20 protein-coding genes and 1 pseudogene are annotated in these 19257 nt (G+C 74.6%); 18 read left to right on the plus strand and 3 right to left on the minus strand.

The window, feature by feature from the left end; genetic code table 11:
- The first annotated feature begins 234 nt into the window (after positions 1-234).
- A complete protein-coding gene (gene wecB / locus J1M41_RS01325; protein ID WP_206450983.1) occupies positions 235-1389 on the plus strand; it encodes a non-hydrolyzing UDP-N-acetylglucosamine 2-epimerase in 1155 nt (384 codons plus the stop codon).
- A 61-nt stretch (positions 1390-1450) separates the two neighbouring features.
- On the opposite strand, the gene J1M41_RS12185 is transcribed toward wecB, so the two are convergent.
- Entirely contained in the window at positions 1451-2041 is a 591-nt protein-coding gene (locus tag J1M41_RS12185) for an MFS transporter (RefSeq protein ID WP_342214048.1), read from the minus strand.
- Positions 2027-2767 (minus strand): annotated as a pseudogene (locus J1M41_RS12190) (MFS transporter); the annotation flags it as partial. The pseudogene J1M41_RS12190 and the gene J1M41_RS12185, both read right to left, overlap by 15 nt.
- Positions 2768-2826: 59 nt before the next feature.
- On the opposite strand from J1M41_RS12190, the gene ftsY reads away from it, so the two are divergent.
- The 17 genes from ftsY to J1M41_RS01415 all read left to right on the plus strand — a co-directional run bounded on the left by ftsY (position 2827) and on the right by J1M41_RS01415 (position 17881).
- Complete coding sequence (gene ftsY / locus J1M41_RS01335; protein WP_206450985.1) at positions 2827-4035, plus strand: signal recognition particle-docking protein FtsY; 1209 nt, start codon at positions 2827-2829, stop codon at positions 4033-4035.
- A 194-nt stretch (positions 4036-4229) separates the two neighbouring features.
- Complete coding sequence (locus J1M41_RS01340; RefSeq protein ID WP_070708615.1) at positions 4230-5492, plus strand: ammonium transporter; 1263 nt, start codon at positions 4230-4232, stop codon at positions 5490-5492.
- A 123-nt stretch (positions 5493-5615) separates the two neighbouring features.
- A complete protein-coding gene (ffh, locus tag J1M41_RS01345; RefSeq protein ID WP_115165098.1) occupies positions 5616-7202 on the plus strand; it encodes a signal recognition particle protein in 1587 nt (528 codons plus the stop codon).
- A 200-nt stretch (positions 7203-7402) separates the two neighbouring features.
- Positions 7403-7849, plus strand: coding sequence for a 30S ribosomal protein S16 (gene rpsP, locus J1M41_RS01350; protein ID WP_020628324.1), 447 nt, complete (start codon positions 7403-7405; stop codon positions 7847-7849).
- A 2-nt stretch (positions 7850-7851) separates the two neighbouring features.
- Entirely contained in the window at positions 7852-8091 is a 240-nt protein-coding gene (locus tag J1M41_RS01355) for an RNA-binding protein (protein ID WP_029248213.1), read from the plus strand.
- Between the two features lie 95 nt (positions 8092-8186).
- Positions 8187-8789: a ribosome maturation factor RimM gene (gene rimM / locus J1M41_RS01360; RefSeq protein WP_206450986.1), complete on the plus strand. Its 603-nt coding sequence runs from the start codon at positions 8187-8189 to the stop codon at positions 8787-8789.
- A 3-nt stretch (positions 8790-8792) separates the two neighbouring features.
- Positions 8793-9539, plus strand: a complete 747-nt coding sequence (gene trmD / locus J1M41_RS01365; protein ID WP_206450987.1) for a tRNA (guanosine(37)-N1)-methyltransferase TrmD — start codon at positions 8793-8795, stop codon at positions 9537-9539.
- A gap of 248 nt (positions 9540-9787) precedes the next feature.
- Complete coding sequence (gene rplS, locus J1M41_RS01370) at positions 9788-10141, plus strand: 50S ribosomal protein L19 (RefSeq protein WP_002853821.1); 354 nt, start codon at positions 9788-9790, stop codon at positions 10139-10141.
- A gap of 36 nt (positions 10142-10177) precedes the next feature.
- Positions 10178-10921 (plus strand): signal peptidase I, encoded by a 744-nt coding sequence (gene lepB, locus J1M41_RS01375; RefSeq protein WP_206450988.1) that lies wholly within the window; start codon positions 10178-10180, stop codon positions 10919-10921.
- The gene (gene lepB, locus J1M41_RS01380) at positions 10918-11517 is read left to right on the plus strand and encodes a signal peptidase I (protein WP_036312832.1); all 600 of its coding nucleotides are present in this window, start codon (positions 10918-10920) and stop codon (positions 11515-11517) included. Before lepB (J1M41_RS01375) ends, lepB (J1M41_RS01380) begins: the two co-directional genes overlap by 4 nt.
- Positions 11518-11546: 29 nt before the next feature.
- Positions 11547-12266, plus strand: coding sequence for a ribonuclease HII (locus tag J1M41_RS01385; RefSeq protein ID WP_342214046.1), 720 nt, complete (start codon positions 11547-11549; stop codon positions 12264-12266).
- A 116-nt stretch (positions 12267-12382) separates the two neighbouring features.
- The gene (locus J1M41_RS01390) at positions 12383-12706 is read left to right on the plus strand and encodes a DUF2469 domain-containing protein (protein ID WP_002853817.1); all 324 of its coding nucleotides are present in this window, start codon (positions 12383-12385) and stop codon (positions 12704-12706) included.
- A 134-nt stretch (positions 12707-12840) separates the two neighbouring features.
- Positions 12841-13260: a YraN family protein gene (locus tag J1M41_RS01395; protein WP_036312824.1), complete on the plus strand. Its 420-nt coding sequence runs from the start codon at positions 12841-12843 to the stop codon at positions 13258-13260.
- Positions 13257-14861 (plus strand): YifB family Mg chelatase-like AAA ATPase, encoded by a 1605-nt coding sequence (locus J1M41_RS01400; RefSeq protein ID WP_206450989.1) that lies wholly within the window; start codon positions 13257-13259, stop codon positions 14859-14861. The genes J1M41_RS01395 and J1M41_RS01400 overlap by 4 nt, the downstream gene beginning before the upstream one ends.
- Positions 14858-16132, plus strand: a complete 1275-nt coding sequence (locus J1M41_RS01405) for a DNA-processing protein DprA (protein ID WP_206450990.1) — start codon at positions 14858-14860, stop codon at positions 16130-16132. The genes J1M41_RS01400 and J1M41_RS01405 overlap by 4 nt, the downstream gene beginning before the upstream one ends.
- A gap of 58 nt (positions 16133-16190) precedes the next feature.
- Complete coding sequence (locus J1M41_RS01410) at positions 16191-17207, plus strand: tyrosine-type recombinase/integrase (protein WP_206450991.1); 1017 nt, start codon at positions 16191-16193, stop codon at positions 17205-17207.
- A 170-nt stretch (positions 17208-17377) separates the two neighbouring features.
- A complete protein-coding gene (locus J1M41_RS01415; protein WP_206450992.1) occupies positions 17378-17881 on the plus strand; it encodes a DUF3145 domain-containing protein in 504 nt (167 codons plus the stop codon).
- A 28-nt stretch (positions 17882-17909) separates the two neighbouring features.
- On the opposite strand, the gene fabF is transcribed toward J1M41_RS01415, so the two are convergent.
- The gene (gene fabF / locus J1M41_RS01420; RefSeq protein WP_095353759.1) at positions 17910-19154 is read right to left on the minus strand and encodes a beta-ketoacyl-ACP synthase II; all 1245 of its coding nucleotides are present in this window, start codon (positions 19152-19154) and stop codon (positions 17910-17912) included.
- Between the last annotated feature and the right edge of the window lie 103 nt (positions 19155-19257).

A 19257-nucleotide genomic window follows, 5' to 3' on the forward strand; every position in this document is an offset into this window, starting at 1 on the left:
TACAACCACCACCGCCGGCACTCCTCGCTCGGCTACCTAACCCCAGCCGAGTACGCTCGGCAGTGCACCCATCAAATGGAAACCGACGACTCACAGAACGTCCGGACCGAATGAAGGGGGCGGCTCAAGGGGGTCGGATTGTTGGCTTCGACTATGGTGAAGCCGTCTGGAGGTCCCGCCGCTTGGACTTGATCTCCTCCCCTTTGAGCCGTCGTCGATGCAGCGAGGAACACCGTGAAGAAAATCATGCCCATCTACGGAACCCGCCCGGAGGCGATCAAGATGGCCCCCATCGTCAAGGCGCTGCAGGCCGACGAGCGGTTCGAGTGCGTGGTGACCGTCACGGGGCAACACCGCGAGATGCTGGACCAGGTCAACGAGCTGTTCGGTATCGTCCCGGACCACGACCTCAACATCATCCAGCCCCGGCAGACCCTCAACGGCGTGTTTGCCCGCACCCTGGACGGGCTCGACGCCGTCCTGGAGCAGGAGCGGCCGGACGCCGTCGTGGTCCAGGGCGACACCACGACCTCGACGGCGGGCGCCGTCGCCGCCTTCAACCGCGGCATCCCCGTGGTCCACGCCGAGGCGGGCCTGCGCAGCTTCGACATCCTCTCCCCGTTCCCGGAGGAGGCCAACCGCAAGATCACCAGCCAGATCTCGGCGCTGCACCTGCCCCCGACCACCGTGAGCCGGGACAACCTGCTGCGTGAGGCCGTGGCCGCGGAGGACGTCTACGTCACGGGCAACACCGTGATCGACGCGCTGCTGGAGGCCGTCGGCCACCAGGTGCCGTTCGAGGACGAGCGTCTGGCCGAGCTGGAGGCGTCGGGCCGTCGCGTCGTCCTGGTCACGACCCACCGGCGCGAGAACCAGGGCGACGCGATGCGCGGCGTCGGGCGCGCCCTGGCCCGCCTGGCCGCGGACCACCCCGACGTCACCTTCGTCCTGCCGGCGCACCGCAACCCGGTGGTGCGCGAGGCGATCCTGCCGGAGATCGAGGGCCGCGAGAACGTGCTCGTGACCGAGCCCCTCGCCTACGGCGAGTTCACCCACCTGCTGTCTGTGGCCACCGTCGTGCTGACGGACTCCGGCGGTGTCCAGGAGGAGGCCCCGTCGCTGGGCAAGCCCGTCCTCGTGATGCGCGAGAACACCGAGCGTCCCGAGGCCGTGACCGCCGGCACCGTGCGTCTGATCGGCACGGACGAGGAGGTCGTGGTCACCGAGGTCACCCGCCTGCTGACGGACGAAGCCGCGTACAGCGCGATGTCCCAGGCGGTGAACCCCTACGGCGACGGCCGCGCGGCCGAGCGCACGGTCTCGGCGATCGCCGAGCTGCTCGGCGTGGGCGAGCGCATGCCGGAGTTCGCCCCGGACGACCGCGGCTGACCCGCCACGCGCACGAGGCCGCCGTCCCCGCGCGGACGGCGGCCTCGTGCGTGCCCCGACGTCACCCGTCCTCGCGCGGGGTCACCCGGGCGTCCTCCGGGCGGACCAGCGGCAGGGACCCGGTGCGGGGTCCGCCGGGCACGATCGGCAGGTTGGTCTCCGGGGCGCGCCACCACGCGAGCGCGCCGAGCAGGATGACGCCGCCGGTGAGCACGAACGCCCACCCGTAGCCGGCGGTGTCCACCACGAGGCCGGCCAGCAGCGGGCCGGAGATGGCGCCCAGGTCGGCGGACATCTGGGCGGTGGACATCACAGCGCCGGAGCGCCGTCCCTGGCCCACGACGTCGGCGATGGCCGCCTGCTGCGGGGCGTTGAGGGTGCCCGTGCCGGCGCCGGCCAGCAGGCACGCGAGCAGGAAGAGCGCGGGCGAGCTCATCCAGCCGATCACCCCGGTGGTGACGGCCATGACGAGCAGGCCCGCGAGGATCAGCGGACGGCGTCCATGCCGGTCGGACAGCCGCGAGCTGAACGTCACGGCGGTGACGTTGCCGAGCGCGAACACGGACAGGGCCAGGCCCGCCATGAGCGCGCCGTCCACCTCCCAGCCCAGCAGCGCCGTGCCGGCGAAGGCGGTGGCCGCGAACAGGGGCATCACCGAGTTCCGCACCCCGAACGTCGCCCAGCCGTTGGCGAAGAAGGAGACCAGCGCGGCCCGGTAGGACGGGTTGGCCAGGGCCTCCCGGATCGGCATGGCGGGGCGGACGTCGCGGACGGCGCGGTCCGCGAGCCGGGTGTCCTTGAGCAGGAAGAAGACGAGGGCCGCCGCCACCACCAGGGAGCTGCCGTAGATCAGGAACGGGGCCCGGTACCCGAACACGGCCAGGGCGGAGCCCACGATCGGCCCCACGATGTTGCCGATCAGAAAGGCGGACGCGTAGGCGCCCGAGATCCTGCCGCGCATCGTGGGCGGGGACTTCCGGGCCAGGAACGCCATCGCGGACACGGTGAACAGGGTGGAGCCGATGCCGCCGATCGCGCGGAAGAGGATCAGCTGCGGGAAGGTCTGCGCGAAGGCGATCAGGAACATGGACGCGGCCACGATCAGCACGCCCGTCATGTACACGGGCGTCTCGCCGAGCCGGTTCGTCAGCTTGCCGGAGACCGGGGCGAACAGGAGGCGGGTCAGCCCGAACGCGGACACGACGGCGGCCACCCCGACGGCGGACGCGTCGAACGTCGCCGCGTACTGCGGCAGCAGCGGGGCGATGATGCCGAAGCCGATCGCGATGATGAACGCGGCGGCGACGAGGACCTTGATCTCACGGGGCAGGGGGACCCGCGAGGAGCGGGCGGACGACGACGGCATGACCGCCATCTTCGCACGGCGCCGGGTGTGCGGCCCGGGGCGGGCGAGGACCCGTGTGACAGACTGGGCCCGTGGAAATCGTGCTCATAGTCTCAGTCGTGGCCGCCCTGCTGCTGGGCGGCGTGCTCGTCGGCCTGCTGGACCGGCGCCCCGCCCCGCCGAAGGGCTCGTACCAGGGAGTGCGGGACGCGGACGACCCGCGCCCGAGTCCGCGGCACGCGGCCCCGTCGGGCTCCACCGCCGTCCTGGAGCGCCCCGAGGTCGACGAGGTGCCGCCCGTCGTCGCCGAGCCGGAGCCCGCCGTCGTCGAGGAGGCGGAGACCGCCCCGGCGAAGCCCGAGTACGAGCGGCCCGAGGCCGCCGGCTCGCGCCTGGCCCGCCTGCGGGCCCGCCTGCTCAAGTCCAACAACGTCTTCGGCAAGGGCCTGCTGGCGCTGCTGTCCCAGGACCGCATCGACGACGACGTGTGGGACGAGATCGAGGAGACGCTGCTGATGGCGGACCTCGGCACCGAGCCCACCCTGGAGCTCGTCGACCGCCTCAAGGCCCGCGTCACGGTCGAGGGCACGCGTGACCCCGAGCAGGTGCGCACCCTGCTGCGCGAGGAGCTCGTGGCGATGGTGGACCCCTCGATGGACCGCCGTCTCGCCGCGACCCGCAGGGGCGACCGCCCCGCCGTGACCATGGTCGTGGGCGTCAACGGCGTCGGCAAGACCACCACCGTGGGCAAGCTTGCTCGTGTGCTCGTGGCGGAGGACCGCACCGTCGTGCTCGGCGCCGCCGACACCTTCCGCGCCGCCGCCGCCGAGCAGCTCGCCACGTGGGGCGCCCGCGTGGGCGTCGAGACCGTCCGCTCCGAGAAGGAGGGCGCCGACCCGGCGTCCGTCGCCTTCGAGGCCGTGGAGCGCGGCATCGCCGAGGGCGTCGACGTCGTGCTCGTGGACACCGCGGGCCGCCTGCAGAACAAGGCCAACCTCATGGACGAGCTCGGCAAGATCAAGCGCGTCATCGAGAAGCAGGCCGAGGTGGCCGAGGTCCTGCTCGTCCTCGACGCCACCACCGGCCAGAACGGCCTGACCCAGGCGAAGGTGTTCGCCGAGGTCGTGGACGTCACCGGCATCGTGCTGACCAAGCTGGACGGCACCGCCAAGGGCGGCATCGTGATCGCCATCCAGCGCCAGCTCGGCGTGCCCGTCAAGCTGATCGGCCTCGGCGAGGGCCCCGATGACCTCGCGCCGTTCACCGCCGAGGGCTTCGTGGACGCGCTGCTGGCCGACTGACGTCCCGCACCCGGTCCAGGGCCCCTCCCGACGACGTCGGGAGGGGCCCTGTTCTGTCACGGAGACGTCATCGACGTGTGGCGTGGCCCACTTCTCCGGTATCGTCCCTCCATCGGCCCCGATCGGGGCCGGGCAGCGACGCCGCGGGACGGGCGTTCGCCCCCGGCTCGCGGCCCGGACCGAAGGAGACCCCCATGGAGGAGTCGAACGTCCTGGACGCAGGGACAGTGTGGATGGTGACGAGCGCGGCGATGGTCCTGCTCATGACACCCGGACTGGCCATCTTCTACGGCGGCATGACCCGCGCGAAGTCCTCGCTCAACATGATCATGATGTCCTTCGTCTCGATGGGCCTCGTCGGAGTCGTCTGGGTCCTGTGGGTCCACGGGATGACCGGTGGCGACGGGTGGGCCGGGGTGGTGGGGAACCCCGCCGGTGACCTCGGGCTGACCGGCACGATGGCCGAGGGCGGGCTCGTCGCCGCGGCCTACGGCGCCACCTTCGCGATCATCGCGGTCGCCCTCATCTCCGGCGCGGTGGCCGACCGGTTCAAGTTCGTCACGTGGTGCGTCTTCGTGCCCGTCTGGACCACCGTCGTCTACGCCCCGCTGGCCTACATGGTGTGGGGCGGCGGGCTCCTCTCCGAGGACGGCGCCATCGGCGCCCGCCTGGGGGAGGCCCTCGACTTCGCCGGTGGCCTCGTGGTGCACATCAGCGCCGGCGTGGCCGCCCTCGTGCTCGCGCTGCTGCTGGGCAAGCGCCACGGCTTCGGCGTGGACCCCGGCCACCGGCCGCACAACGTCCCGTTCACCATGCTCGGCGCGGCCCTGCTCTGGTTCGGCTGGTTCGGGTTCAACGGGGGCGCGGCGGGCGGCGTCGACGAGCTCGGACTGATCTGGGTGGACACCCTCGCCGCCGGCGCCGCCGGCATGCTCGGCTGGGTGTTCGTGGAGTGGCTGCGCCGCGGCCGGCCGACCTCGATCGGCACCGCGTCCGGGATCGTCTCGGGCCTGGTCGCCATCACGCCCGCGTGCGCCTATGTGAGCCCCCTGGGGGCCGTGGTGATCGGCCTGGTCTCCGGTGCGGCCAGCGCGCTCGCGGTCAACCTCAAGTACCGCCTCGGCTTCGACGATTCGCTCGACGTCGTCGGCGTGCACCTCACCTCCGGCATCCTGGGCACCGTGCTGATCGGCTTCTTCGCCCTGCCGGGCGAGGGCCGGGCGGGCCTGTTCTACGGCGGAGACGCCGGTCTCCTGGTGGCCCAGACGGTGGCCGTGCTCGTCGCCGTGGTCTTCACGGCCGTGGTGACCACGGCCATCGCCCTGGTCCTGCGCGGGACCATGGGCCTGCGGGTGAGCAAGGAGGACGAGGAGCGGGGCGTCGATCTGACCCTGCACGACGAGTCGGCCTACGACGTCGGCTTCGGCGGGGTGCCCGTCCCCGCCGAGGCGCGGTGAGCCGCCGAGGACGGGTGAGGCCGGTCGGTTGCTAGGCTTGGCGGGCGCCGCGGTGGATGCCGCGGCGCCCGCGACCGACCGCGTCCGGATCAGTCGACCCCGCTTCGAAGGATCACACCCGCCGTGTTCAACTCCCTGTCCGACCGCCTCACAGCCACCTTCCGCAGCCTCAAGGGCAAGGGGCGGCTGAGCGAGGCGGACATCGACGCCACCGCACGCGAGATCCGCCGCGCCCTCCTGGACGCCGACGTCGCCGTGCCCGTGGTCCGCCAGTTCATCGCGCAGATCAAGGAGCGCGCCCTCGGCGCCGAGGTGGCCCAGGCCCTGAACCCGGGCCAGCAGGTCGTGAAGATCGTCAACGAGGAGCTCGTGGGCATCCTCGGCGGCGAGACCCGGCGCATCCAGCACGCCAAGACGGGCACCACCGTCATCATGCTCGTGGGCCTGCAGGGCGCCGGCAAGACGACCCTCGCCGGCAAGCTCGCCCACCTGCTCAAGTCCCAGGGCCACACCCCGCTGCTCGTGGCCTGCGACCTCCAGCGTCCGAACGCCGTGAAGCAGCTGCAGGTCGGCGGCGAGCGCGCCGGGGTCCCGGTCTACGCGCCGCACCCCGGCGTCTCCTCCGAGTTCGAGGCCGCCACGGGCGACCCGGTGCAGGTGGCCCGCGACGGCGTCGCCGAGGCCAACACCAAGTACCACGACGTGGTCATCATCGACACCGCCGGCCGCCTCGGCGTGGACGCCGAGCTCATGCAGCAGGCCGCGGACATCCGCGCCGCCGTGGACCCGGACGAGGTGCTCTTCGTCATCGACGCGATGATCGGCCAGGACGCCGTCGCCACGGCCCAGGCGTTCAACGAGGGCGTCGGCTTCACCGGCGTCGTGCTCACCAAGCTCGACGGCGACGCGCGCGGCGGCGCCGCGCTGTCCGTCCGCCACGTGACCGGCAAGCCGATCATGTTCGCCTCCACGGGCGAGGGCCTGAAGGACTTCGAGGTCTTCCACCCGGACCGCATGGCCTCGCGCATCCTCGACATGGGCGACGTGCTCTCCCTGATCGAGCAGGCCGAGCAGAACTGGGACCGCAGCGAGGCCGAGAAGATGGCCCGCAAGTTCGCGGACCAGGAGGACTTCACCCTCGACGACTTCCTCGCCCAGATGCAGCAGCTCAAGAAGATGGGCTCGCTGAAGAAGATGCTCATGATGATGCCGGGCGCCCAGGGCATGCGGCAGCAGCTCGAGCAGTTCGACGAGTCGTCGATCGGCCGCGTCGAGGCGATCATCCACTCGATGACCCCGCACGAGCGCGTGGCCCCCAAGATCATCAACGGCTCGCGCCGTGCCCGCATCGCCCGCGGCTCGGGTGTGAGCGTGTCCGAGGTCAACGGCCTGCTCGAGCGCTTCGCCGAGGCGCAGAAGATGATGAAGCGCATGGCCGCCGGCGGTGGCATCCCCGGCATGCCCGGCATGCCGGGCGGCGCCTCCCGCAAGGCGAAGGGCAAGGGCAAGAACGCCAAGCGCGATCGCGTGAAGTCCGGCAACCCCGCCAAGGCCGCGGCCGAGCGCAAGGCGATCGAGGAGCGGCGCGCCCGCGCCGCCCAGGCACAGGCCGGGGCGGTGTTCGGCCGCGACGGCGCGGGGATGGACGGCTTCGACCCGTCCACCCTCAACCTGCCGGCGGGCTTCGAGAAGTACCTCAAGGACCGCTGAGTCGCCCGCTGCCCGGTCGCGGCGCGCCGGGTGTGCACCGGCCCGCCCGATCTGGCAGAATGGCACGGTACTGAGCGTGAGCCCGGACGACCCTCTATCCTCCGCTGCGCTCCGTTCCGTGTGCCAGGTCGTCGACGCCCGCTGCCCCCACGCGGCGTCGTGCCCCGGCCCCCCAGATCCACTGAAGGAGAACCACACTCGTGGCTGTCAAGATTCGTCTGAAGCGGTTCGGCAAGATCCGCGCCCCGTTCTACCGCGTCGTCGTCATGGACTCGCGCACCCGCCGCGATGGCCGTGCCATCGAGGAGATCGGCAAGTACCACCCCACCGAGGAGCCCTCGTTCATCGAGATCGACTCGGAGCGCGCCCAGTACTGGCTCTCCGTCGGCGCCCAGCCGACCGAGCAGGTCGCCGCGCTGCTGAAGGTCACCGGTGACTGGCAGAAGTTCAAGGGCGAGTCGGGCGCCGAGGGCACCCTGAAGTCCAAGTCCGAGAAGGAGGCCTTCGTGGCCCCCGAGAAGGGCTCGGTCATCCTGCCGGAGGAGCCGAAGCAGGAGGAGGCCCCGGCCGAGTCCGAGCAGGCCGCCGAGGCCCCGGCCGAGGAGGCCGCTGAGGCGCCGGCCGAGGACGCCGAGAAGTCCGAGTGACCATGCTGACCGAGGCCCTCGAGCACCTGGTGCGCGGCATCGTGGACACGCCCGAGGCGGTCCGCGTGGACGCCCGCTCCCAGCGGCGCGGCGACATGCTGGAGGTCCGCGTGGCCCCCGAGGACCTGGGTCGCGTGATCGGCCGCCAGGGTCGCACCGCCACCGCGCTGCGCACCGTGCTGGACGGCCTGGCCGGCCACCCCGTCCGCGTGGACGTGGTGGAGACCGACCGCCGCTCCTGACGGCCCGTGACGCACGGCCCGCCCGCCCCTCACCGGGCCGGCGGGCCGTCGTCGTCTGCCCCTCCCGCCACCGACCGTCCCACCCAGGAGAGCCCATGAGTCCCGCAGCCCAGGACGACCTCGTCCGCGTCGCCCGCATCGGCAAGCCGCACGGCATCCGCGGTGAGGTGACCGTGCAGGTCTTCACCGACGACCCGGACGCCCGCTTCGCCCCCGGCGAGCGCCTCGTGGTGCGCGACGGCGCCCCGGGCCTGCCGGCGGAGCTCACCGTCACCCGGGCCCGGTGGAACAAGCAGATCCTCGTGGTCGGCTTCGCGGAGTCGCCGGACCGCAACGTCGCCGAGACCCTGCGCGGCGCCCAGCTGTTCGCCGTTCCGGCCGTGCCCGAGGAGTCCGACGAGTGGTACGAGGAGGACCTCGTGGACCTCGAGGTGCGGGTCGAGGGCGAGCGCGTCGGCGTCGTCACGGCCCTGACCACCGGGGCGGTCCAGGATCTGCTGCACGTCGCGTTGGACGGCGTCGAGGAGGAGGCCCTGGTGCCCTTCGTCGAGGAGATCGTCCCGGAGATCGACCCCGAGGCCGGCGTGCTCGTGCTGACCCCGCCGCCGGGGCTGCTCGAGCTCGCCACTGGCGTCGACGAGGACGCCGCAGACGGGCCCGCCGTGGCACGCCCCGCCGATGCGGATGCGGAGGACTGAGCGGTGCGCTTCGACGTCGTCACGATCTTCCCCGAGTACCTCGCGGTGCTCGACGTCTCGCTGCTGGGCCGTGCCCGCCGCGAGGGACTCGTGGACGTGCACGTCCACGACCTGCGCGACTTCACCTTCGACCGGCACCGCACCGTGGACGACACGCCCTACGGTGGCGGCGCCGGCATGGTGATGAAACCGGAGCCGTGGGCGCTCGCGCTCGAGCACGTGGCGGCCCAAGGGCCCATGTCACCGGCCCCCGCCGATCCGGCGTCGGCGGGGCCGGGGGACCGCCCCGTGCTGCTCGTGCCGACGCCCTCGGGGGAGCGCTTCACCCAGCGGCTCGCCCGCGAACTGGCGGGCCGGGAGCACGTGGCGATCGCGTGCGGCCGCTACGAGGGCATCGACGAGCGCGTCTTCGGCTGGGCCGAGGAGCTCTTCGAGGTGCGGCTGGTCTCGCTGGGCGACTACGTGCTCAACGGCGGCGAGGTCGCGGCGCTGGCGATGATCGAGGCCGTCGGCCGCCTCGTGCCGGGCGTCGTGGGCAACCCGGCCTCGCTCGTCGAGGAGTCCCACGAGGACGGCCTGCTGGAGTACCCGGTCTACACCAAGCCCGCGGACTGGCGGGGCCGCGCGGTGCCGCCCGTGCTGCTCTCGGGCGACCACGGCAAGGTCGCGGCCTGGCGTCGGGCCCAACAGGAGGAGCGCACGCGCGAGCGGCGTCCGGACCTGTGGGCGGCGTACGGCTCCGAGGCCTGACTCGCCGCGCCCGACGCGCCGGAGGGGCGTCGCGACGTCGTCGGCTGTGGCATAATGGGTCCTCGTGTCCGCCGGACGCCCGACCTGCCACAGGGGGCGCGCGTCAACGGATCGGACCCCGGGACCGCACCCCACGTGCGGAGCCCGGCCCTCGGCTCGGGACCCGGCCCCCTCGTCATGCGGACGTGGATGGGCCGTGCGCCCGCATACCACGCGGTTGACCTGTGGCATCCGCCAGGAGAGACGACATGCACATTCTCGACTCGTTCGACAAGAAGACGCTGCGCGACGACATCCCGGAGTTCGCCCCCGGCGACACCGTCAAGGTGCACGTGAACATCATCGAGGGCAAGACCGCCCGCGTCCAGGTGTTCCAGGGCTACGTCATGGGCCGTCAGGGCTACGGCGTGCGCGAGACCTTCCGCGTCCGCAAGGTGTCCTTCGGCATCGGCGTGGAGCGCGTGTTCCCGGTGCACTCCCCGGTCATCGACAAGATCGAGGTCGTCACCAAGGGCGACGTGCGCCGCGCGAAGCTGTACTACATGCGCGACCGCCACGGCAAGGCCGCCCGCATCCGCGAGAAGCGCGCCGACGCCAAGTGATCATCCCGGTCGGCCCCGCCGACCGGTGATCGACCCATGCGCACCTCGGAGCCCCGTGACCCCCGCCGGTCACGGGGCTCCGTCGCGTCCGGGGCCGGCTCCTCCTCGGGCCCGACGGCGGCCCCCGCCTCCGGCACGAGCCGCTGGTGGGCGTGGCTCGGCCTGACCGTGGTGGCCGCCGTCGTGGTGGCCGCGGTGCTGCGAGCCCTCACCGGCCCCGTCTACCTCATCCCCTCCGGGTCGATGGAGCCGACCCTGCAGCCCGGCGACCGCGTGCGGGTGGACGCCGCCGCGGCCGGCGGGCAGGGCCTGCACCACGGCGACGTGGTGGTGTTCGACGGCGCCGGCAGCCTGGCGCCGTACCGTTCGGCCGGATCGCTCGAGCGCGGCCTCGAGGACGTCGCCCGGTGGTGGGGCGTCGGCGCGGCCGAGGACGTCTTCGTCAAGCGCGTGCTGGCCCTGCCGGGGGACCGCCTCGAGTGCTGCGCCCCGGACGGCCGGCTGCTGCGCAACGGCGAGCCGCTGGACGAGCCGTATCTCGGCAGGCCCGTGACCGCAGACGAGCCGGCCGCGGCGGGGACCTGGTCCTTCGAGGTGCCCGACGGGCGCATGGTCGTCCTGGGCGACCACCGCGCCGCCTCCCGGGACTCCCGCGCACTGCTGGGCGCCCCCGGCGGCGGGCTGATCCCGCTCGAGCGGGTCGAGGGCCGGGCCGCGGAGATCGTGTGGCCCCTGTCCCGCCGCGGGACCGTGGACGTCCCCTCCGGGGACACGCCGTGACGGGGCGCCGCACCGCGCTGATCGCGGCCGCCGTGACCGTACTCGCCTGCGTGCTGGCGTGGGCCTTCCTGGCGCGCATGTACGCCATCCCGTCCTCGTCCATGGAGCCCGGGCTGCGGGCCGGCGACCGCGTGGTCGCCACGCTGCTCACCCCGGATCCGTTCCCGGTGCGCCGCGGTGACGTGGTGGTGTTCGAAGACACGAAGGGCTGGCTGCCCGGGGGCGGCCACGTGATCAAGCGGGCCGTCGGGCTGCCGGGGGACATCGTCTCCTGGACACCCGGCGAGGAGACGCTGCGCGTGAACGGGGTGCCCGTGGAGGAGCCGTACCTCGCGCCGGGGGAGACGCCCGCGCAGGAGGCGTTCGAGGTGACCGTGCCTGCGGGGCGACTGTGGGTGCTCGGTGACCATCGCTCGGCGTCGGCGGACTCCCGCGCGCACCGCGCCGGGCCCGGGGGCGGGTTCGTGGCCCTCGACGACGTGGTGGGCCGCGCCCGGTTCGTGGTCTGGCCGCTGGACCGGATCGGCGGCGCCGGCACCGACCCCGACGCGTTCGCCACCGTGCCGGACGCGCCCGCGCCGGAGGCTCGCACCTGACCGCCCGCCGGGGCGGTGGCCGGCCGACGGTGCGCGCCGGCCTGGACGTCGAGGCGGGGCTGGCCGCGCCGGCCCTCGCCGCGCGGGGAGCGGACCGGGTGCTGGTGGCGGGCATGGACGAGGTGGGCCGGGGCGCGCTGGCCGGGCCCGTCGTCGTCGGGGTGTGCGCCGCGTGGCTGCCCGCCGCCGGGCAGATCCCTCCGGTGCGCGACTCCAAGGCGCTCACGGACCGACGCCGGCGCGCCCTGGTCCCGCAGATCGAGGACTGGGCGGCCGGGGTGGCGCTGGGCGAGGCCGGCCCCGCGGAGATCGACGCGCTGGGGATCTCGGCGGCCCTCGGCCTCGCCGGGCGACGGGCGTGGGCGGCGCTGTGCGCCGCGGTGGGGCAGGAGCCGGTCGCCCTCGTGCTCGACGGCCGGGACGACTGGCTGAGCCGCTCCGATCCCGACGCCGGCCCCGCGCCCGCGCCGCGCCCGCTGCCGCCCGAGCCCACGATGCTGGTGCGGGCCGAGGACCGGTGCGCGACGGTGGCGGCCGCGTCGATCGCCGCGAAGGTGGCCCGCGACGACGTCATGATCGCCCTCGACGCGGCGCACCCGGGGTACGGATGGGCCGGGAACAAGGGGTACGGCTCAGCCGCGCACCGGGCCGCCCTGGCCGAGCGCGGGGCGAGCGAGCAGCACCGGCGCAGCTGGAACCTCGGGCTGCCGGGCGCGCCCGCGCAGGCGCCGCCCACGCTGTTCGACTGAGCCCCCGGGGCCGGGCGAGGCCGCCCGTTCGACGTGCGACCCCCGGACGGGGGAGGATGGAGGCCGTGCGTGCCCGGACTGTCGCGGGTGCGCGGCGAACACTGAGGAGGCATGTCATGAGCGCAGACGACGTCGAGGACTTCGAGGCCGAGGCCGAGCTGCTGCTCTACCGCGAATACCGGGACGTGGTGGGCCTGTTCCGCTACGTCGTGGAGACCGAGCGGCGCTTCTACCTCGCCAACGACGTGCGGCTGACGCCCCGCCAGGCGGACGGGGACGTGTTCTTCGAGATCCTGCTCGAGGACGCCTGGGTGTGGGACGTGTACCGCACGCAGCGGTTCATCAAGCGCGTGAAGGTGCTGACCTTCAAGGACGTGAACATCGAGGAGCTGCCCACCGAGGACCTGACGGTCCCGCCGGACGGCCAGCTGCCGAGCTGACCCACCCCTGAGCGGTCCAGAGGACGGGACGCAGACGTCCACTCCTGCACAGGCGTCCGGCCCCGCACAATCCCCGCCGCCGCCCACCCCGCGGCCTCGCCCGGGACCACCCTGGTGCCCAGGAGGTGGTCGGGATGACGGGGACCGCGGAACAGATCGGGGCGCAGCCGCCCGGAGAGAGGCGCGCCAGCCGCGCGCACACGGCGCTGGGCCGGTTCGGTGAGGACGCCGCCGCGCGCTGGCTCGCCGAGCGCGGCTACGTGATCGCCGACCGCAACTGGCGGGGCGAGGCCGGAGAGCTGGACATCGTGGCCCACCACGCCGGCTGGTGGGTGGGCGTCGAGGTGAAGACCCGCTCGGGCCTGGCCTTCGGCGACCCGTTCGAGTCGATCGACCGGCGCAAGCTCACCCGGCTGCACCGCCTCACCGCGGCGTGGGTGCGGGCCCACGCCGCGGACCGCCGGGGCACGCCCTGGCGCGTCGACGCCGTCGCCGTGCTGGTGCCGCGCACGGGAGGGATCCGCTTCGATCTGCTGCAGGACGTGCGGCCGTGAGCGGCATCGGACGCACCCGCTCCATCACGCTGGCGGGTCTGCGCGGGGAGGTCGTGCACGTCGAGGCGGACATCGCCCAGTCCCTGCCCGGGTTCACCCTCCTCGGCCTGCCGGACCAGGCGCTGCAGGAGAGCCGGGACCGCATCCGCTCCGCCGCGCGCAACGCCGGACTGCCCCTGACCCGGCGGCACCTGACCGTGAACCTGCTGCCGGCGGGGGTGCACAAGCGGGGTGCGTGCCACGACCTGGCGATCGTCCTGGCGGCCTACGCCGCGGACGGGCGGGTGCGGAACGTCGAGGGGCCCGTGTTCCTGGCCGAGCTCGGCCTCGACGGCGCCCTGCACCGCTCGCCGGAGACCGTGGCGATGGTGATGGCCGCCGTCGACGCGGGGTGCTCCGAGGTGGTGGTCGCCGAGGACGCGGAGGCCGAGGCCCGACTGGTCCCCGGCGCCGAGGTCCGCGGCTTCGCCCATCTGCACGACGTCATCCGCGCCTTCGGCGGGGAACCGGACGGAGAGCCGCCCCACCGCCCGGCCCGACGGCAGGTGACAGCCCCGGAACCGGAGCCGGCCCGTGCGGTGCCCGACCTGGCCGAGGTCGCCGGACAGGCCGAGGCCCGGTTCGCGCTCGAGGTCGCCGCGGCCGGCGCCCACCACCTGCTGCTCATGGGCGCCCCGGGGGCGGGCAAGACCATGCTCGCCGAGCGCCTGCCCGGGATCCTGCCGCCCCTGGACCGGCGCACCGCGCTCGAGTGCGCCGCCCTGCGCTCCCTTCGCGGCGGCGACGCCCGTGTCCGGCGCAGGGGCGGGACGTCCCAGGGGTTCGACGGCGAGATCGACCGGACCCCGCCGTTCGAGGCACCCCATCACTCGGCGTCCCGCTCGGCCCTCGTGGGCGGCGGCAGCGGCCTCGCCCGGCCGGGAGCGGCCTCCCTCGCCCACGGCGGCGTGCTGTTCCTGGACGAGGCCCCCGAGTTCGAACGGCGCACCCTCGAGGCGCTGCGCCAGCCCCTCGAGTCCGGGGAGGTGCTGCTGCACCGGGCCCTCGGCGCCGTCGTCTACCCGGCCCGGTTCCAGCTGGTGCTGGCCGCCAACCCCTGCCCGTGCGGCAAGGGCGGCGGCACGGGCGTCGAATGCCGGTGCAGCGTGCCCGAACGCCGCCGCTACGCCCAGCGGCTCTCCGGGCCGCTGCTGGACCGCGTCGACCTGCAGGTCACCGTGCGGCCCGTCGAGGCCAGGCAGCTCACGGGGGCGCCCGCCTCCGAGACCACGTCGCAGGTGGCCGTCCGGGTCGCCGCCGCCGCCGACCGGCAGGCCCGGCGCTGGGCCACCGCCGCCGAGCGTGGGCTCGTCCCGCCTGGGCTGCGCCGCAACGCACACGTCCCCGCCGGGGTGCTGCGGCACGGCCCGTACGCCGTGCCCCGGGCGGCCCGCCGACCCGCGGACGACGCCGTCGACCAGGGCCTGCTGAGCGCGCGCGGCCACGCCCGCGTCCTGCGCCTCGCCTGGACCCTGGCAGACCTGCGCGGCGCCGAACGGCCCGCACCCGAGGACACCGACGTGGCACTCACGCTGCGCCACCAGAACGAGGAGGACGCATGACCACCCACGTCACCCCGGCGGCAGACCACGTCGCCGTCGCAGGGCCGCGCCGGCCGGACGCCGCCCGGCTCGCCCGCGCCGCCCTGACCCGGCTGGTCGAGCCCGGGGACGCGCTCGCGGTGCAGACCGTCACGGCGCTGGGGCCGGAGCGGGCGCTCGCCCTGCTCACGGGCCGGGAGACGATCCAGCCCGCCGAGCGCGATCTGCTCGCCGATCTCGCCGGCGCGCCCGACACGCTGCCCCGGCGCTGGGCCGCGGGGCTGGCCCGCTGGGCGCCCCGGGCCGCCCGGCTGGAGCCGGAGCGTGACCTCGTGACTCTGCACCGGCTCGGGGGAGGCCTGCTGATCCCCGAAGACGACGCCTGGCCCGCCGCCCTGGCGGACCTGGGCGAGGAGGCGCCCCTGGGCCTGTGGTTCCGCGGCTCCGGAACGCTGCCTCCCGCGGACCGGATGCTCGCCGTCGTCGGCAGCCGGGAGGCGACCGCGTACGGACGGACCGTGACCGCCCGCTGCGCCGCCCACGCCGTCCAGCAGGGCGCGTGCGTGATCTCCGGCGGCGCGTACGGCATCGACGGCGCCGCCCACCGGGCCGCGCTGCAGGCGCCCGCCGCACCGGAAGACGCGGCGGATCGCGACGGCGTCCCGCCCACGGTGGCGGTGCTGGCCGGCGGCCTCGACCGGTTCTACCCGGCCGGCCACGAGGACCTGCTTCGCGCGGTGATGGCCGCCGGGCTGCTCGTGTCCGAGATGCCGCCCGGTGCGAGTCCCACGCGGTACCGGTTCCTGCAGCGCAACCGGGTCATCGCCGCGCTCGCGGGGGCCGTGCTGGTGGTCGAGGCGCGCTGGCGGTCGGGAGCGCAGAACACGGCGGGCCACGCGTTCGGCCTCGGCCGCGAGGTGGGCGTGGTCCCCGGCCCCGTGACCTCGCCCAGCTCCGCCGGCTGCCACCGTCTGCTGCAGGAGAGCCCCGCCCGTCTCGTGACCACCGAGCAGGAGGCCCTCGCCCTGCTCGGTCAGGGGTCCGCCCGGAGCGGCGGCGCGGGCGGGCGGGCCTCCACCCGGGCGGCTCCCGAGCCCGCCACAAGGCCCACCGACGGGCTCACGATGGAGGAGGCCCTCGTCCACGAGGCGCTGCCCCTGCGCCAGGCCGTGCCCGCCGACCGGATCACCATCAGCGCCGGGCTCGCGCTGCCCACCGTCCTGGCCTGTCTGTCCCGGCTGCAGCGGGCGGGCCTGGCCGAACGGGTCGAGGACCGATGGCGGCGGGGATGACCACCGGTCGCGTGCTCCCGGGCCCCGTCGCCCGGGGCGCGGATGGCAGAGTGGGGGGATGGCCCCGTCGGCCTCCGCCCCCTCGCCCCGGGACACGGCCTGGCTCGAGGCGTTTGAGGAGCACCTGCGCCACGAGCGAAACCGCAGCCCCCAGACCGTGCGCGCCTACCTCGCCGATCTGCGCGCCCTCATCGACCACGTCGCCGGCACAGCCGGCACCGCGGGGACGCCCGCGGCGGACGACGACGCCCCTGCCCGCCACGCGCCCAGCGCACCGGACGTCCTCGCCGAGCTGGACGTCGAGGACCTGCGCGGCTGGCTGGCGGCCATGAGCGGGGCCGGCCTCGCCCGCGCGACCCTGGCCCGCCGGGTGGCCGCCGTCCGCACCTTCACGGCCTGGCTGCGCCGCGAGGGCCTACGCTCGGACGACCCCGCCCTGCGGCTGCGCTCGCCCCGGCCCGAGGGGACGCTGCCCCACGTGCTCCAGGAGCAGCAGGCGACCCGGCTCCTTGCGGCGGCCCAGGAGCGGGTGGACGCCGCCGCCGCGGGCGACGACCCCGCCGCCCACGCGCTGGCCCTGCGGGACGCCGCCCTGCTCGAGCTGCTCTACGCGACCGGCGCCCGGGTGGCCGAACTCTCCGCCCTGGACGTGGATGACCTCGAGGCCGGCCGCGGCGTCGTCCGGCTGACCGGCAAGGGCGACCGGCAGCGCACCGTCCCCTACGGCGACCCCGCGGGCCGCGCCCTCCAGGTGTGGCAGCGGCTCGGTCGCCCCCGCCTGGCCCGGCCGGACTCCGGCCCCGCCCTCTTCCTCGGCGCACGCGGCGGCCGGCTGGGGGTGCGCCAGGCGCGCACCGTCGTCGATCGGGCGCTCGAGGGCCTGGGGGACACCGCGGCGCGCGGGCCGCACGCGCTGCGCCACACGGCCGCGACCCACCTCCTCGACGGCGGCGCCGACCTGCGCAGCGTGCAGGAGCTGCTGGGCCATGCGTCCCTGCGCACCACGCAGGTCTACACGCACGTCTCGATCGATCGCCTCCGCGAGGGCTACCGGCAGGCCCACCCACGCGCCTGACGCCTCCCCGGAGCGCCCCCGGCCCCTCCACTGCGCCACCGCGACACGCGCGGCGGCGCACCGCCTCGTTGCCGGCCCGGCATCCCTGGTGCACAATGGCCCCAGGATCCACCGGAGCCGCGACGTGGTCGTAGGGGAAGACGCACCGCATCGCACACCCGGAGGCATCCATGACCAGCACCCAAACCAGCGGCGTGGTCCACATCCTCTCCGCCCCCACCGCCCTCTGCCCCCACGTGGAGTGGGCGCTGAGCTCCGTGCTCGGCCCCGCGACCTCGGTGGAGTGGGAGGGTCAGCCGGTCGCGCCCGGCCAGCACCGCGCCGAGGTGCACTGGACGGCGCCCGCCGGCACCGGCGCGCGTCTGGCCTCCGCCCTGCGTGGCTGGCCGCACCTGCGCTTCGAGATCACGGAGGAGCCGTCCGCCGGGGTCGACGGCTCGCGCTGGTCCCACACCCCGGACCTCGGCATCTTCCATGCCACCACGGACGTCTCCGGCAACATCATGGTCTCCGAGGACCGCATCCGGTACGCCTACGAGGCCGGCGCGGGCGACCCCAGCGTGCTGATGCACGAACTCTCCCTCGCGCTCGGCGAGGCCTGGGACGACGAGCTCGAGCCGTTCCGGCTGGCCGCCGCCCACGCCAACGTGCGCTGGCTGCACCGCGCTGTCTGAGCCTTCGCCCGGCCGGCGGCGCTCCGGCTCAGACGCTGCGGAACACGGCCACCGCGTTGTGGCCGCCGAACCCGAACGAGTTCTTCACGGCCACGCGCGGCCCCTCGGGCAGGCGGGCGGGGGAGCCGGTGACCACGTTCAGCGGGATCTCCGGGTCCTGGTGGTCCAGGTTGATGGTCACGGGCGCCTGGCCGTGGTGCACGGCGAGCACGGACAGGATCGACTCGATCGCGCCTGAGGCGCCCAGCAGGTGGCCGGTCTGGGACTTCGTGGCCGAGACCTGCACCTGGTCCAGGTGGTCGCCGAACACGGCCCGCATGGCCAGGTACTCCGGGGCGTCGCCCTTGGGCGTGGAGGTCGCGTGGGCGTTCACGTGGCACACGTCCTCGGGGGCGATGTCGGCCGACCTCAGGGCGGCGCGCATCGCACGGGTCGCGCCCAGGCCCTCGGGCTCGGGCGCGGTGATGTGGTGGGAGTCGGAGCTGACGCCCGCGCCGGCCAGCTCGGCGTAGACGCGGGCGCCGCGGGCCTTCGCGTGCTCCTCTGACTCGATCACCATGACGCCGGCGCCCTCGCCGAGGACGAAGCCGTCGCGGTCCACGTCGTAGGGGCGGGACGCGGCCTGCGGGTCGTCGTTGCGCTTGGACAGCGCCTGCATCGCGGCGAACGCGGCCATCGGCAGCGGGTGCACGGCGGCCTCGGCGGCGCCGCAGATCACGACGTCGGCCTGGCCGGAGCGGACGAGCAGCAGCGCGGTCTCGAGCGCCTCGGTGCCGGCGGCGCACGCGGACACCACGGTGCGGGCGCCGGCGCGGGCGCCGAACTCGAGGGAGAGCGCGCCGGCGGCGCCGTTGGGCATGAGCATCGGGACGGTCATGGGCAGCACGCGGCGCGGGCCGCGCTCGCGCAGGGTGTCCCAGCCGTCCAGGAGGGTCCACACGCCGCCGATGCCGGTGCCGAAGGCCACGGCGAGCCGGTCGCCGTCGACCTCCGCGCCCTCGAGGCCGGCGTCCTTCCAGGCCTCGCGCGCGGCGACGGTCGCCATCTGGGTGGCCGGGTCCTGGCGTTTCTGCTCCACCTTGGAGAGGACCTCGGAGGTGGGCACGGCCAGCTCGGCCGCGAAGGTGACGGGCAGCTCGTACTTCTCCACCCAGTCGTGTTCCATGGTGCGCGCACCGGAGACGCCCTGCAGGGCGTGGGACCAGAAGGTGGGCACGTCGCCGCCGATGGGCGTGGTGGCGCCGAGGCCGGTGATCACTGCGGTGCGGGTCATGGGTCTGCTGCCTCTGGGTCTCGAATGGGGATCGGGCGGAGGGGTGTCGTCGGCACGATGCGCGGCGCTCGCCGGCGTGCCGGAAGTCGAGGGTGTCGGGGGC

Origin of the sequence: Micrococcus sp. KRD096 (assembly GCF_017168495.1) — a bacterium.
In the GTDB taxonomy this organism is placed as follows: domain Bacteria; phylum Actinomycetota; class Actinomycetes; order Actinomycetales; family Micrococcaceae; genus Micrococcus; species Micrococcus luteus.

Coding starts and splice junctions, on each gene's coding strand:
- J1M41_RS12185 (WP_342214048.1), bottom strand. CDS start 2,041: ATGCCCCTGTTCGCGGCCACCGCCTTCGCCGGCACGGCGCTGCTGGGC.
- J1M41_RS01340 (WP_070708615.1), top strand. CDS start 4,230: ATGGAGGAGTCGAACGTCCTGGACGCAGGGACAGTGTGGATGGTGACG.
- J1M41_RS01355 (WP_029248213.1), top strand. CDS start 7,852: ATGCTGACCGAGGCCCTCGAGCACCTGGTGCGCGGCATCGTGGACACG.
- rimM (WP_206450986.1), top strand. CDS start 8,187: ATGAGTCCCGCAGCCCAGGACGACCTCGTCCGCGTCGCCCGCATCGGC.
- rplS (WP_002853821.1), top strand. CDS start 9,788: ATGCACATTCTCGACTCGTTCGACAAGAAGACGCTGCGCGACGACATC.
- lepB (WP_206450988.1), top strand. CDS start 10,178: ATGCGCACCTCGGAGCCCCGTGACCCCCGCCGGTCACGGGGCTCCGTC.
- J1M41_RS01390 (WP_002853817.1), top strand. CDS start 12,383: ATGAGCGCAGACGACGTCGAGGACTTCGAGGCCGAGGCCGAGCTGCTG.
- J1M41_RS01395 (WP_036312824.1), top strand. CDS start 12,841: ATGACGGGGACCGCGGAACAGATCGGGGCGCAGCCGCCCGGAGAGAGG.
- J1M41_RS01405 (WP_206450990.1), top strand. CDS start 14,858: ATGACCACCCACGTCACCCCGGCGGCAGACCACGTCGCCGTCGCAGGG.
- J1M41_RS01410 (WP_206450991.1), top strand. CDS start 16,191: ATGGCCCCGTCGGCCTCCGCCCCCTCGCCCCGGGACACGGCCTGGCTC.
- J1M41_RS01415 (WP_206450992.1), top strand. CDS start 17,378: ATGACCAGCACCCAAACCAGCGGCGTGGTCCACATCCTCTCCGCCCCC.
- fabF (WP_095353759.1), bottom strand. CDS start 19,154: ATGACCCGCACCGCAGTGATCACCGGCCTCGGCGCCACCACGCCCATC.